Source organism: Elizabethkingia bruuniana, assembly GCF_002024805.1.
GTDB classification, from domain to species: domain Bacteria; phylum Bacteroidota; class Bacteroidia; order Flavobacteriales; family Weeksellaceae; genus Elizabethkingia; species Elizabethkingia bruuniana.
In genome coordinates this window covers 3,647,734-3,661,856 of sequence record NZ_CP014337.1, presented here as the reverse complement: position 1 = coordinate 3,661,856, position 14,123 = coordinate 3,647,734, and the positions used below count along the sequence as shown (strand labels likewise).

Annotated in this window: 12 protein-coding genes; 9 read left to right on the top strand and 3 right to left on the bottom strand. The window is 36.9% G+C overall.

The window, feature by feature from the left end; translation table 11 throughout:
* Positions 1-6: 6 nt before the first annotated feature.
* From AYC65_RS17155 to msrA, 7 genes are all read left to right on the top strand, one after another.
* Positions 7-2,175, top strand: coding sequence for a TonB-dependent siderophore receptor (locus AYC65_RS17155; RefSeq protein ID WP_034870844.1), 2,169 nt, complete (start codon positions 7-9; stop codon positions 2,173-2,175).
* 49 nt (positions 2,176-2,224) lie between these two features.
* Complete coding sequence (locus AYC65_RS17150; protein ID WP_034870845.1) at positions 2,225-3,421, top strand: PepSY-associated TM helix domain-containing protein; 1,197 nt, start codon at positions 2,225-2,227, stop codon at positions 3,419-3,421.
* Between the two features lie 13 nt (positions 3,422-3,434).
* The gene (locus tag AYC65_RS17145; RefSeq protein WP_034870846.1) at positions 3,435-5,552 is read left to right on the top strand and encodes a TonB-dependent receptor; all 2,118 of its coding nucleotides are present in this window, start codon (positions 3,435-3,437) and stop codon (positions 5,550-5,552) included.
* Positions 5,553-5,611: 59 nt separating this feature from the next.
* Positions 5,612-6,811, top strand: a complete 1,200-nt coding sequence (locus AYC65_RS17140) for a PepSY-associated TM helix domain-containing protein (protein ID WP_034870847.1) — start codon at positions 5,612-5,614, stop codon at positions 6,809-6,811.
* 260 nt (positions 6,812-7,071) lie between these two features.
* A complete protein-coding gene (locus AYC65_RS17135; RefSeq protein WP_034870848.1) occupies positions 7,072-9,132 on the top strand; it encodes a TonB-dependent receptor plug domain-containing protein in 2,061 nt (686 codons plus the stop codon).
* A gap of 10 nt (positions 9,133-9,142) precedes the next feature.
* Positions 9,143-9,775, top strand: a complete 633-nt coding sequence (locus AYC65_RS17130; RefSeq protein ID WP_034870849.1) for an HmuY family protein — start codon at positions 9,143-9,145, stop codon at positions 9,773-9,775.
* Positions 9,776-9,913: 138 nt separating this feature from the next.
* A complete protein-coding gene (msrA, locus tag AYC65_RS17125) occupies positions 9,914-10,561 on the top strand; it encodes a peptide-methionine (S)-S-oxide reductase MsrA (RefSeq protein WP_034870850.1) in 648 nt (215 codons plus the stop codon).
* Between the two features lie 97 nt (positions 10,562-10,658).
* On the opposite strand, the gene AYC65_RS17120 is transcribed toward msrA, so the two are convergent.
* The 3 genes from AYC65_RS17120 to AYC65_RS17110 are packed head-to-tail and all read right to left on the bottom strand — an operon-like array spanning position 10,659 to position 12,496.
* Entirely contained in the window at positions 10,659-11,117 is a 459-nt protein-coding gene (locus tag AYC65_RS17120; protein ID WP_034870851.1) for a GNAT family N-acetyltransferase, read from the bottom strand.
* Positions 11,117-11,734, bottom strand: a complete 618-nt coding sequence (gene yihA, locus AYC65_RS17115; RefSeq protein WP_034870852.1) for a ribosome biogenesis GTP-binding protein YihA/YsxC — start codon at positions 11,732-11,734, stop codon at positions 11,117-11,119. Before yihA ends, AYC65_RS17120 begins: the two co-directional genes overlap by 1 nt.
* Positions 11,735-12,496 carry an alpha/beta fold hydrolase gene (locus AYC65_RS17110; protein ID WP_034870853.1) on the bottom strand — a complete coding sequence of 254 codons (762 nt, stop codon included), beginning with the start codon at positions 12,494-12,496 and terminating at the stop codon, positions 11,735-11,737.
* Positions 12,497-12,770: 274 nt separating this feature from the next.
* On the opposite strand from AYC65_RS17110, the gene mraZ reads away from it, so the two are divergent.
* Positions 12,771-13,238: a division/cell wall cluster transcriptional repressor MraZ gene (gene mraZ, locus AYC65_RS17105; protein WP_034870854.1), complete on the top strand. Its 468-nt coding sequence runs from the start codon at positions 12,771-12,773 to the stop codon at positions 13,236-13,238.
* Positions 13,228-14,121, top strand: coding sequence for a 16S rRNA (cytosine(1402)-N(4))-methyltransferase RsmH (rsmH, locus tag AYC65_RS17100; RefSeq protein ID WP_009090268.1), 894 nt, complete (start codon positions 13,228-13,230; stop codon positions 14,119-14,121). The genes mraZ and rsmH overlap by 11 nt, the downstream gene beginning before the upstream one ends.
* The last annotated feature ends 2 nt before the right edge of the window (positions 14,122-14,123 follow it).

The window sequence follows — 14,123 nt, the reverse complement described above, 5'->3', positions numbered from 1 at the left end:
ACACACATGAATAAAGCACTAATATGTGCCTCTTTACTAGGTTCTGTATTGTTTTTTGCGCAGGAAAAAGACTCTCTTAAGTCAAAAAATATAGATGAAGTAGTCATTAGCGGGAAATATTACCAAAAATATAAGCTAAATGAAGTTTCGGGATCACTAAGATTACAGACCCCAATTATAGAACTCCCTCAGAATGTTCAGTCCATAAGTTCTCAGATTCTGGCTGATCAGATTACCTTAAATATGTCAGAAGGCATCGTCAGAAATGTAAGTGGTGCCAGAAAAGTAGAGCATTGGGATAATGTTTATTCTAATGTATTTATGAGAGGGGCTAGTATTGCAACTTTTATGAACGGAATGAATGTTTCGTCTACATGGGGGCCAATTAATCCGGATGCAGCTATTATTGACAGAATAGAATTTGTAAAAGGTCCTGCTGGTTTTATGGGATCTATGGGAGATCCTGCCGGATTTTATAATATCGTAACCAAGAAGCCAACAGGTAGGTTTAATAATAGTGTAAGATTTACAACAGGCAGTTATAATCTTTTCAGAGGAGAAGCAGATTTAGATGGCGTATTGGTGAAAGGCGGCGTACTGGACTATCGTTTAAACCTTATGGGAAGTACCAATAAAAGCTGGGTAGAGAACGATAAGACCAACAAGATAATTGTAGCACCTTCCATTACATTCAGACCTACAAAAACAACAACTTTTACAGCTCAGTATAACTATCAGTACCTTAAGTTTGCACAGCCCGGGGCTTATCTGATGTCTAATGACGGATATGCATCACTGAATGTACATACCAACTTTAATGATCCTAACTTTAAAAAGACTGAGGTAAAAGATCAGAGTTTATTTTTAAGCTTAGATCAGAGGTTATTCAACGATTGGGTTTGGAGTACTCAGTATGCTTATATGGACTTGAATTATGATGGTGGTTCATGGTGGGGAACATTTGATAAGAACAATAAGAATATCCTGAACAGGACTTTGAGCAACTGGCAGGCTGTCGGAAAAAATCATATTTTCCAAACCTATGTTAGAGGTAGTTTAAAAACCGGAAATGCTGTTCACAAGATTATTGCGGGATTTGATTTTGGAGACAGAAAATACAATGCTGATTTTTCTTCTTATTCAAAACTTGTGAATGATCAAGAAACCCTAACGTTCCCAATCGATATCTATAATGTTCAATATGGTGTAGATCCATCAAAATTACCATCATCCGACTTTTATACACTAAATACAAAAGCTCCATTTTATAACGATCAGGGCGTAAAATATACTTCATATTATGCTCAGGATCAGATAGAGTTATTTAATAACAAACTTCGTATTACTCTGGCCGGAAGATATACAAGCGGTACAACCTATGCAGCTTATCCAAATTTAGCACCAATTAAAAAAGATAAAGCCGGAGAGTTTACACCAAGAGTGGGAGTTAGCTATTCTATAATGAAAGACTTCTCTGTATATGGGGTCTATGATAAGACTTTTATACCACAGTCAGGAACTGGTATGAATGATACCACAATTACGGATCCACTTAGAGGTCAAAACCTTGAAGTTGGATTGAAAAAAGACTGGTTTGGAGGAAAATGGAACTCAACATTTGCAGTATATGAGATTAGAAGAAAGAATATCCTAACAAATGGTGATGACAAACAAAATGGTGGGAAGCCTTTTGTGATTGCAACAGGTGAACAAAGAGCCAGAGGTTTTGAGGCAGATATCAAAGGTGAAATATTTAAAGGGCTGAATGTTGTAATTAACTATGCTTACACCGATGCAAAAACTATTAAAGATAATGATCCAACAAGGATAGGGGTTCAGTCTCCGGGGAATGCTAAGAATGTTCAGAATACCTGGCTGAGTTATAGATTTGGAGATGGATTTTTGAAAGGATTTGGCCTTTCTGCAGGTTATCAGTATCAAGGTGGAAGACAATCCTGGTTTGGATCTAATACACAATATGATCAAAGATTACCAGACTATTTTGATACCAACTTCGGAATCTCCTATGTGGCTAAAAAATTCGATGTTAATTTGTTGTTGAACAATACACTTAACAGAAAGCTCTATAGCGGATACAGAGGTGGGGCAGGAGAATATGCATGGATCTATAATGCTCCAAGAAACTTTAGATTATCAATAGGATATAAATTTTAAATAATGAAGAGCTAAACCGGTGGGCTCCCGCCGGTTAACTTTTTTTAGAATGAAGAAGAAACATCATCATAAAAAGAAACCTGGATTTTTTAAAATATGGTCTGCCAAATTACATCTTTGGCTAGGGCTATCCGTCGGGTTTATTGTTTTCATAGTGTCCTTATCAGGGACTTTATTTGTTTTTAAGGATGAAGTACAGAACGTACTCCGAAAAGAGGCTATTTATGTAAAACCACAGACAGTAAAGGAGCAGGCTCTGCCCATAGAAATACTCCGTAAAAAGGTGATGACTAATGTTCCTGAGAAATATCCTGTGAGCGCTGTAGAAATCCCTTTAGACAAAAATAAGTCCTATATGTTCTCTTACTATGAGAAGAGCAAGAAAGGATGGAATTACTTCGGTCAGGTAAAGATCAATAAACTTATTTATGTGAATCAGTATACAGGTGATATACAAGCAGTATATAATGAGAAGTACGATTTTTTCATGCTTATGAAATATCTTCACTGGAGTCTTTTACTGAATTCTGAATGGGGAGCATATGTTATCGGAATTCCTGTTGTACTCTTTATTTTTATGTTGATTACCGGAATTGTATTATGGTGGCCGAAAAATAAAAAAGCAAGAAAAGGACGATTTAGTTTCGACTGGAAGAATGTGAAAACATGGAAGCGTAAAAACTATGATCTTCATAATATTTTAGGTTTCTATGCTTCATTTATTGGGCTAATAATGGCTGTCACCGGAATCTATTTTACCTATCCGTATGTGAAGAATGTATTCGATTATACGCTGTCCGGATCCATAGAGCTCAAAAAAGAGAAAGATATTAAATCACCGGATTCACTTACAATAAAGAACAGTTCTGTGTATGATCTTACCGCACAGCAGACAAGATTACATTATCCCGGATCATCAAGTTTTAGAATTCCCCTAAGCGGAAAGAATAAGAAAGGAAAGGAACTGAAAAATATCCCCGTAACGGTCTATCAGAAAGAGGGCAGATACAGCGAAAGACATCAGATCATTTTTGATAAATATTCAGGGAAAATCCTTCTGAATAGATCTCATGAAAGCCTAAATGCTGCAGAGAAATATTCTAACGCCAACTATGACATTCATACCGGGTCCTATTTTGGCCTGTTTGGAAAAATAATCTGGTTTATTACAGGGCTTATATGTACATCTTTACCTGTAACAGGATTTTTAGTATGGTGGGGAAAACAGAAGAAAAAGAAAATATAAGCACACTTTAAAAATGAATAAGGCAATACTAACTGCAGCTTGTCTGGCTGCAATCAATATATTTGGGCAAAAAAATGACAGCCTGAGCACCAAAAGTGTAGACGAGGTTATACTTACTGCTTCAAGAAAAAAAGAGAATATAAAAGAAGTACCAAGTTCTGTTACTATTGTAGGAGAAAAACAGGTACAATCCCAGTTAACTGTAAACTCTGATATTACAAGTATTTTACAATATACAGTTCCCAGTTTAGGGCCTAGTGCCGGACAGACTTCCAATACAGGGCAAACCCTTAGAGGCAGACAGGTGCTGGTACTGATAGATGGTGTGCCACAATCGACGCCTTTGAGAAACGGAGGAAGAGATATCAGGGTAATAGATCCCTCTTCAATAGAACGTATAGAAGTTATTAAAGGAGCGTCTTCCATCTACGGAAACGGAGCCGATGGAGGTATCATTAATTACATCACGAGAAGAGGCAAATCTGACAAGAAGATATCCGGAATTTCTCAGGTTGGTTTTACAGGACAACCTTATGGCGGGACGCTTGGAGTAAGAGCGAGCCAGCTTCTTTCGGGTAAACTTTCGGATAAATTCGATTATGTTGCCTCATTAGCCTATGAAAGAACGGGATATATGAAAGATGCCAATGGTGTAAATCTTAGCCCTTCTTACAGCACAGCAAAGATGGATAACTATAATGGGATGCTGAAGCTGGGTTATAACATCAACGAAAATCAGCGAATAGAAGCCTCTTATATTGGTTATGCCTCAAAATCCGATTTGAATTTAGGATTAAAAACCGGTAAATATGGTATTACTCCAACCATTGGAGAAGGAAAAGGTCTTGGATTGGAAACTACGCCACAAGGAACACCCAGAAATCATAATTATAAATTGAGTTACGATAACAGAAATCTCTTCAATGGTACTTCTCTGAATGTAAATCTTTATTATCAGGACTTCAGAACTGTTTATGGGTATAGTGATACTTTCCTGAATGGAGGACAATCCAACGTAATCTCAAAGAAGAAAGGAGCGAGAATAAACCTGGATACACAGTTATGGAATACAACAAATTCTCAGGCTGAAGTTATCTATGGAGTAGATATTCTAAATGATCAGACTGTTCAGAAGCTGGAAGACGGACGCTATTGGACTCCGGATATGGATATGACAAACATAGCGCCCTTTGCATTAATAAAAATTGATTTATTAAAAAAGCTAACGATAAAAGGAGGGCTGCGCTATGAAAATATGAAAGTAAAAGTTGGGGATTTTAACACCCTGTCTACACTTAAAAGTGACGGAACTTTTACCAAGAGCATATTTGTAAAAGGTGGAAATTTGGAATATAATGCCCTTGTTGGAAATATAGGTGTACGTTATAATGTTCAGCCCTACATCAACTTATTTGGTAGCTTTTCACAGGCATATTCCATTAATGAGTTGGGAAGGATATTAAGAACGTCTACAGCCAGTACAATCGCCAGCCTGGAAACCAAGCCGATTATTGTAAACAATTATGAATTTGGAGCAACCGGACAACTTGCTAAGTGGATTAACTATGAGATTACGTCTTATGTAAGTACTTCCAAACTAGGGGCAACATTTGTGCAAAGTCCAGACAGGTCTCTTACTATACTCAGAGCACCGGAAGTTGTGTATGGGGTAGAAGGATTTCTGCACTTTACACCAGCCCGATGGATCAACTTCGGAACCAGCTACAGCTGGATGGAAGGTGTTACATCGCTGAATAACGATGGTGATTATTCTGCAAAGATTAATAATAGTAGGATCTCCGCACCCAAAGTTTTAGCCTATGTACAGGTTAGACCAATTCAGGCACTTTCTGTAGGATTAGATATGATGCATTCCTTCAAGCAGGATCGTTTCCAGCCAAACCCTAAAACGGGCCAATTTACATACGGCGAAGGTTTTGTTCCGGAATACACCATTTTTAACTTGAAATCCAGCTATGAGGTAAATAAGAACTGGAAACTGTCATTAGGCATTGAGAACCTTTTTGACAAACTTTACCAGCCAGCCGTTGCATGGTGGAATGCACGGGACAATGAATTTGTCAATTCTATGGGGATGAGAGGAACTTTTATGATTGAATATAAATTTTAATTAATCTAAATAAAAAAAAGAAGCTTATCTTTGGGCGAATTTATTTTCACTGACAGGATATGAAAAAACATCATCATAAAAAGAAGCCGGGATTCTTCAAAAAATGGTCTGGAAAGCTGCACCTTTGGTTTGGCCTTTCTATTGGCTTTCTCATATTTATTATTTCTATAACCGGAGCTTTGTATGTTTTCAAAGATGAGGTTGAAAACTATACCCGAAAAGATGTAATCTACCATAACGAACAGAATATTGAAAACAAGCAGATCCTTCCGATAAAGGTTATGGAAAAGCTGGTGGTAGAGCAGGTGAAAGAAAAATATCCCGTTCACTGGGTAAATATCCCGATAGATAAGAAACAGTCTTACATGTTCTTCTGGTATGAGCATAATCCGAAAGCCTGGAACTATTTTGATGAATTTCCGGTTTACAAGCAAGCCTATGTAAATCCCTATACAGGAAAAGTTCTAAGAGTATATGATGAGAAAAACGGGTTTTTCAATATTGTAAAGATGATCCACTGGAGCTTCCTGCTAAAACAAGAATGGGGTTCCTATGTGGTAGGTATTCCGGTGATTATTTTTATGCTTATGTTAATTACAGGAATTGTTCTTTGGTGGCCTAAAAATAAAGCGGCGAGAAAACAACGATTTTCTTTTAAATGGAAAAACATTAAAAGCTGGAAAAGGAAGAACTATGACCTTCATAATGTTCTGGGCTTCTATGCCTCTATATTTGCTTTGATCTTTTCCATTACAGGTTTGTTTTATGCATTTTTCGTTGTTCAGGCAATGATCTATGTCGTTTTCTCCGGAGGGAATACAAAATATCCGGATTTTACACATATTAAGACCAAGGCACCTGTAGAAATGAGAACAGACAGAACACTGGATAAGATTATTAATACTGTTAAGGAAAAGTACCCTGAGTCTTATGGTTTTGCATTAGACCTTGGACATGAGCATATGGATGATCATGAGCATGCCAACTTTGAAGTTTATGTAAAGCATTTATCCTATTCTTATCATAAAAACAGCAGCCTTATTTTTGATGAAAACTCTGGTGAGTTGCTTCATACACATGACCCTAAAGACAAAAACTTTGGAGAGAAGGTTGTAGGAGCTAATTATGATATCCACGTAGGAGCTATACTGGGACTGCCGACTAAGATTATCGCCTTTATTGTGAGTCTGATCTGTGCATCATTACCTGTAACCGGATTTATGATCTGGTGGGGCAGAAGGAAGAAAAAGAAAGCTTAAATTTTTTTAAAGATTATAATAATTGACGAAGCCGGAACCTAAGTTCCGGCTTCTGTATTTCAGTATAGGATCATTGTTTACTGAATGTATATGTCTTTTTTAAATCAGTTTTCTACTCGGCTATGCAGTCTGAATATAAACTATTTGTCTTCTTAAGAATTTGATACATCAAAGTTATTTAAATTTAGTCTAAATAAAATATGATTAATTTCATGTCTTAATTTAGAATAAATAAATATAATTTTGCACAAAAGAAGATTATGAAAAAAGCTGTCTTGTTTTTCTGTCTTTCAGCTTCTATGGCTGTGGGTGCTCAACAACAATCTGAGAAAGAAAAAGAGATTGAAGAAGTTGTGGTATCCGGAAATACTTTCGAGCAGAAGGTAAAGGAAGTTCCTATTCCTATAAAGGTTATAGATAAAAAACAGATTCAGCAGTCAGGAAGTGTACGATTAAGTGATATTCTTGCAGAGCAAACGGGTCTTATTATTACCCCAAACCATGGTACAAGCCTGCAAATGCAGGGGATGACCGGTGAATATACACTAATACTTATAAATGGAGAACCTTTGGTCGGAAGGACTGCGGGAACACTGGATCTTTCCAGAATTACCGTAAATAATATTAAGAGAATAGAGATTATAAAGGGACCCAGTTCCTCACTATACGGATCAGATGCTTTAGCCGGAGTGGTTAATATCATCACCGAAACAGCAACCAAAGATTCAGGAAGTTTAAGCTTGCGCTACGGGACCAATACCAACATAGATTTTGGTGGAGACATCAACATCCGAAGAGATAAATTTTCAGTAAACCTATCTGCTAATCGTTATAGTTCCGAAGGCTACAGCCTTAACTCCGGAGCAGACAGCTATGGGCAAACAGTGAATCCATTTGAAAACTTCACTTATTCCACCAATATCAATTTTACACCTAATAGTAAATGGAAGTTTGGGTTGTATGCCAGATATTATTATGACGATCAGGATGGGAAAATGCTTAGCCAGGGGCAAAAAGTTGATGGTTACTCTAAAAACAAAGACTACAACATTGCCCCACAGGCTACCTGGACACCAAATGATAAAGTGACTTCCAGATTAAGGCTTTATATGTCTGCATCGAACAACGACTCTCAGTATAAGTTTGTAGATGGAGGGCAGGTGATGGATGAAACCTACTTTAGAGAACGCTATGCTAAAGCTGAAAACTTTACAGATATCAAGTGGAGCAAAAAATGGCAGACAACTTTAGGTGCAGGTATTATTTATCAGGATATTGAAGCCAATAGATATAATGAGAGGAAATCTTCGAATCAGTTTTATGGTCTAGGGCAGATTGCTTATACGCCTATGCAGGGTTGGAATATCCAGGCCGGATTCCGTTATGATAACAACAGTGTATTCGGATCTCAGTTTAGTCCAAAGTTGGCAACAGATATACAGGTCTTTAAGTTTCTAAGTATTCAGGCTTCCGCAGGACGTGGATTTAAGGCTCCGGACTTCAGACAGCTCTATCTTAACTTCACCAATAATTTAGTAGGTTATTCTGTATTAGGAACACAGGAAGTCGGTGTAGAACTGGCCAAAATGATAGCGCAGGGAATTGTAAAGCAAGAAAATGTACTTATAGATCCTTCAAAAATTAGTGAGCTAAAACCTGAAAGTTCATGGGCCTATAATTTAGGAGCAACATTAAAACCAGCTAAAGGAGTAGTTGTCAAAGTGAATATATTCCGTAATGATATTGACAATCTTATTCAGACGGTCCCTATTGCCAGAAAAGAAAACGGGCAGAGTGTTTTCTCTTATCAGAACTTTAACAAAGTCTTTACTCAGGGAATAGAAACAGAGTTGTCTGTAAGTTTCCTGAACAATTTTACGTTTGCAGGAGGCTATCAATACCTTGAGGCAAAAGATAAAGATGTATTAGACCGTATAAAAGCCGGACAATTAGGTGGGAATAATGACAGAGGAAACTATATCATATTAGGCCCCGGAGATTACTATGGAATTCCGGGAAGAAGTAAACATACTTTTAATGCTAAGCTATTTTATGAGGACAAAAATGGCTGGTTCTTCAATGTAAGAGGAATATATAGAGGCGAATATGGCTTTGCAGACACAGACGGCAACGGAATTATCAATAATAAATCCGAAATGGCACCGGGTTATTTCTTACTCAACGCTTCGCTAGGAAAGAAGATTTTCAAAAACTATCATATCAGCATAGGTTCTGATAATATCACGAATTTCAAAAATATACAATTTAACCCAGAGTTTGCCGGAAGATTACTATGGGTGAGCTTTAAAATAACTTATTAATATATTATATATGAAAAAATTACTTTTTACTACAGCAATCGGATTACTATCACTGGCATCATGTTCCAGTAATGACAGAGGCTCTGAACCAGCACCAGTAAACCCATCAGCAACTGTTAAGACACAAGATGTGAAAGACGTTGATGGTGCTACAGTTGCAACAGATAAATTTACATTATACAGCCTTCGTGAAAATAAAGTTATTGCTTCTACAGAACAAGACACAGATAAGTGGGATATAGGTTTTAATAAAACAAAAATTATTATTAACGGCGGAACTGCAAGAAAAGGAAAGGGTGCTGCTACGATTGTAAAAGGAACTTCTTTTGATGCTATAAAAACAGCACCGGAAGATGCTGCCTTTAAAACAGACAGTGGAAATAGCGGAGATGACTTGGCAATTACAACCGGAACAGGGAAAGGATGGTATTCTTATGATCCTATAAAACATCTTATTACCCCAATCGCAGGGAACATTATTGTTATTAAAACAGGAGATGGTAAGTATGCCAAAATTCAGATAACAAATTATTATAAAGGAGCTCCGGCTACAATTTCAGATCAAGCTGCCTTAAATGATTCTGGGTATTACAACTTTAAATTTGCCTTGCAAACTGACGGAAGCAAAACTTTCAGCAAATAATAAATACACCATAAATTAAATAGTTTGTTTTTTTACTTTACTTTTGGCCAGCCGGATTCCGGTTGGCTTTTTTTGATAAAGCAATTGATAAAAACTAATAGATAATAATCTGAGAAATAACTAACTTCGTATAAGATTATGAAAAAAGTATTTTTCCTTATTCTTAGTTTACTATTAGTTTCCTGTCAGGGGCAGGAGAAGAGGAAGAGCACGGTTAAGCAAAATAAAATGGAAAATAAATTAGCGTATGCAACCATTGGAGGTGGTTGTTTTTGGTGTGTTGAATCATGCTTTAATATGTTAAAAGGGGTAGACTCTGTTATTTCAGGTTATTCCGGCGGGCATAAAGCGAATCCTACCTATGAAGAAGTTTGTACCGGAGATACAGGTCATGCTGAGGTTGTACAGATAGCCTATGATCCTGCGGTAATCAGTTACAAGCAACTGATGGAAGTATTCTTATTTCTTCATGATCCTACACAGCTAAACAGACAAGGGAATGATATAGGGACACAGTACAGATCTGTTGTATTCTATAACAGTGAAGAGCAGAAAAAAGAAGCAGAAGAGGCTTTAAAAGAATCTGAGGCTAAACAACAATGGAGTGGTAAATATGTGACACAGGTTGTTACGTTTGAAAAATTCTGGCCGGCAGAAGCATACCATCAGGGATATTACAAAGAGAACCCAAATCAGCCTTACTGTAGCGCTGTTGTAGGTCCTAAAATTCAGAAGTTCAAAAAATACTTTGGAGAAAAGGGTTGGTTGAAATCCGAAGAAAACTAAGTATTTATTAATCATAAAAACAGTAAGAAGCAAAATGCTTCTTACTGTTTTTTATGTCTATTGAGAGATTAAAATCTTCCCTTTTTTAGATGTAAAACTATAAAGAATGCTTTCTTAGCATTTCAGTATGAGGAATGTTATCTTCAAGATAGCTTTCTCCCACAGGTTCGAAGCCAAGGCTTCCATAGAATTTTAATAGATAATTTTGTGCACTGATTCTGATATCAGGATTGGCATATCTGTTTTTAATAGTTTCCAGAGTCAGGTTTAGCAACGGTCTCCCTAGCTTGTGATTACGATATTCCGGATGAGTAACAACTCTGCCGATACTGCTTTCAGGATACTTTATTCCCTGATCAAACATTCTGCAATAAGCAACAACTTTACCACCCATTTCTGCCCACAAATGCAATGCCTTCTGATCTGCGTTATCTACATCCTGATACGGGCAATTTTGCTCTACAACAAAAACTTCTGCTCTCAGCAGAAGGATTTGATATAGTTCGGTTGTTGTAAGCTCTTCAAAAGCCTTTACTTTCCAGACAGGAGTTTCCATTAAAACTTTACCTTATTTTTTTCTAAAATAATATTAGTTTCCCCAATGAAATCAAGAATAGCATCTCCACCTTCTTTTTTCTCAGCAGAAGTGATATAAGATTGTGGCAGCTCTTCCCAGAATTGTAAAAGCTCATCGTGATATGCTTTTACATGGTTTTCAATAGCTTTGGGCTTTAGCTTGTCCGCCTTAGTAAATATGATAGAAAACGGAATTCCGGATTCACCACACCACTGCATAAATTCGATATCAATTTTCTGAGGAGCATGACGAATGTCTACCAATACAAATAGATTCACCAGATTATTACGGTTTAGGATATAATTGGTGATTAGTTTTTCAAAACTTTTACGAAGAGTCTTCGATACTTTTGCATATCCATAACCCGGTAAATCGGTAAGATACCAGGTCTCATTTACAAGAAAATGATTAATAAGCTGTGTTTTTCCGGGAGTCTGTGAGGTTTTTGCAAGGTCCTTTCTGTCCATCATCGCATTGATGAGAGAAGATTTTCCCACATTGGATCTTCCGATAAATGCGTATTCCGGAAGATTAGCTTCAGGGCACTCCTGCCATTTGCTGCTACTTTTTACAAAGTCAACTGATTTTATCAGCATTTATATTTTGTCTTTTAACCAGTTATACAATATATCACTAAACTCTTTTGGCTTTTCCATCATGGCAGCGTGGCCGCATTCATCGATCCAGAAAAGATCAGAGTTTGGTATTTCTTTATGCATTTCTTCTGCTACCTCAGGTGGAGTAACATTGTCCTGCTTGCCCCAGATAATACATGTTGGACATTTAATATCCGGAAGGTCATTCTGCATATTGTGTTTGATGGCACTTCTGGCAAGCATAACTGTTTTTATACCTTTCATTCTGTCATTCACCACTGCAAAAACTTCGTCCACAAGTTCATCTGTTGCCACTTCAGGGTTGAAGAAAACTTCTTCTGTTTTTCTTTTGATATAAGTTTTATCGCTTTTTCTTGGAAAAGAATCACCGAAAGTACGCTCATATAATCCTGAACTCCCAGTAAGAACAAGGTGTTTAACAAGATCTGGTCTCGCTAGTGCTGTTATAAGTCCTACATGTCCGCCCATAGAATTCCCCACAAGAGTTACCGGGGCTTTAATATGTTCTTCTATAAAACGGATTACATATTTAGATATACTTGTAAGATTAGTATTTAAAACAGGCAAATCATAAATAGGAAGTTGTGGTACGAATACTTTAAATCCTTTTTCCGAGAAGTATGCTGACATTTCATCGAAATTGCTCAAACCACCCATTAATCCGTGCAATAGCACCATAGGATGTCCTTCTCCTGCTTCCATATAGGTGAATTTCTTCTCTTTTTTTGTTTTAAAAATCATAATTATATGTTGCCTAAACCCTGCAAAAATACGAAAAAATCAAGTCTTGATTAGAGGTAAAGTTGATTAATATGTCAGAAATTACAAAATTTTAATATCAATCAGATCTCTTTTTATGAAAAAAAATAAAAATATATGATAAACTGTTATAAACCAAAATATTAGAAAACACAGGAGATTCGTTAAAATTTTGAAAATCAAAAGTTATCCACATTAAACAAAATAGTGGTATGAAGTGGTAAAAAGTGGAAATATTTGTATAAATTTGTCCCAAATGAATAATTTCATCGGGACATATGAGTGTAAAATTGACGATAAAGGCCGCTTGAAAGTACCTGCGTCGCTGGTGAAGCAAATGGAGAATTTTGCTGACCAGCCGTTTGTTGTTAAGCGATCTGTTTTTCAGTCATGTCTTGAAGTGTATCCGATGAGTGGTTGGGAAAAATTAATGGTCAAAATTAATAGCCTTAACCGATTTGTAAAGAAAAACGCAGATTTTATCAGAATGTTTACGGCTGGTGTAAAAACAGTGGAGGTGGATAATGCAGGCAGATTGCAGATTTCTAAAGACTTGGTACAATACTCAGGTCTGAAGAAAGATGTTGTGGTTACGAGTGCCGGAGAGCTTTTCGAGATTTGGGACAAAGAGACGTATGAGCAGGTAATTTCAACAAATGATGTTGATTTTGCTGCATTAGCGGAAGAAGTAATGGGATCAATAAATCCAGAAGATGTATCATAACCCAGTATTATTAGATGAAAGTGTCAGTGGCCTTATTACTAATCCGGACGGAATCTATGTAGATTGCACTTTTGGAGGAGGAGGTCATTCACGGGAGATTCTTTCCAGACTCTCCGACAAAGGACGTTTGTTTTCCTTTGATCAGGATCTGGATGCTCTTGAGAATAAAATAAATGATGAAAGATTTACGCTGGTAAATCAAAATTTTCGTTTCCTCGAAAATAGTTTGTTAATGTATGGTGTAAGCCAGGTTGACGGTGTTTTGGCGGATCTTGGTGTTTCTTCTCATCAGTTCGATGAGGCAGATAGAGGATTCTCTATAAGAACAGACGGGCCTTTGGACATGAGAATGAATACCATGCAGGGACTGGACGCCAAGAAAGTGGTGAACGAATATGAAGAGGAACAGTTGGCAGATATTTTTTACCTCTACGGAGAATTACGTGATGCCAGAAAGCTTGCAAGAGAACTGGTAGCGGCTCGTAAAAAAGGAGAGATTAAAACAACAGAAGATCTGAAGAAAGTCTTCTTTTATATCCCGACACACAAGAGCAATAAATTTTTTGCTCAGATTTTTCAGGCTATAAGAATAGAGGTGAATCAGGAACTAGAGGTGCTGAAAGAAATGTTGGAGCAATCTTACAGAGTTTTAAAGCCTGAAGGCAGGCTTTCGGTAATATCTTATCATTCACTGGAAGACAGACTTGTAAAACGTTTTCTGAAAAACGGAATGTTTGAAGGGGAGCCTGAAAGAGATATTTACGGGAATTATAAAAAATCTTTCGAACTACTGAAGAATAAAGCAATTGTTCCGACAGAAGAGGAGATTGAAGAAAACTCTCGTGCGAGAAGCGCAAAACTGAGAATAGGAGCTAAGGTTTAAGG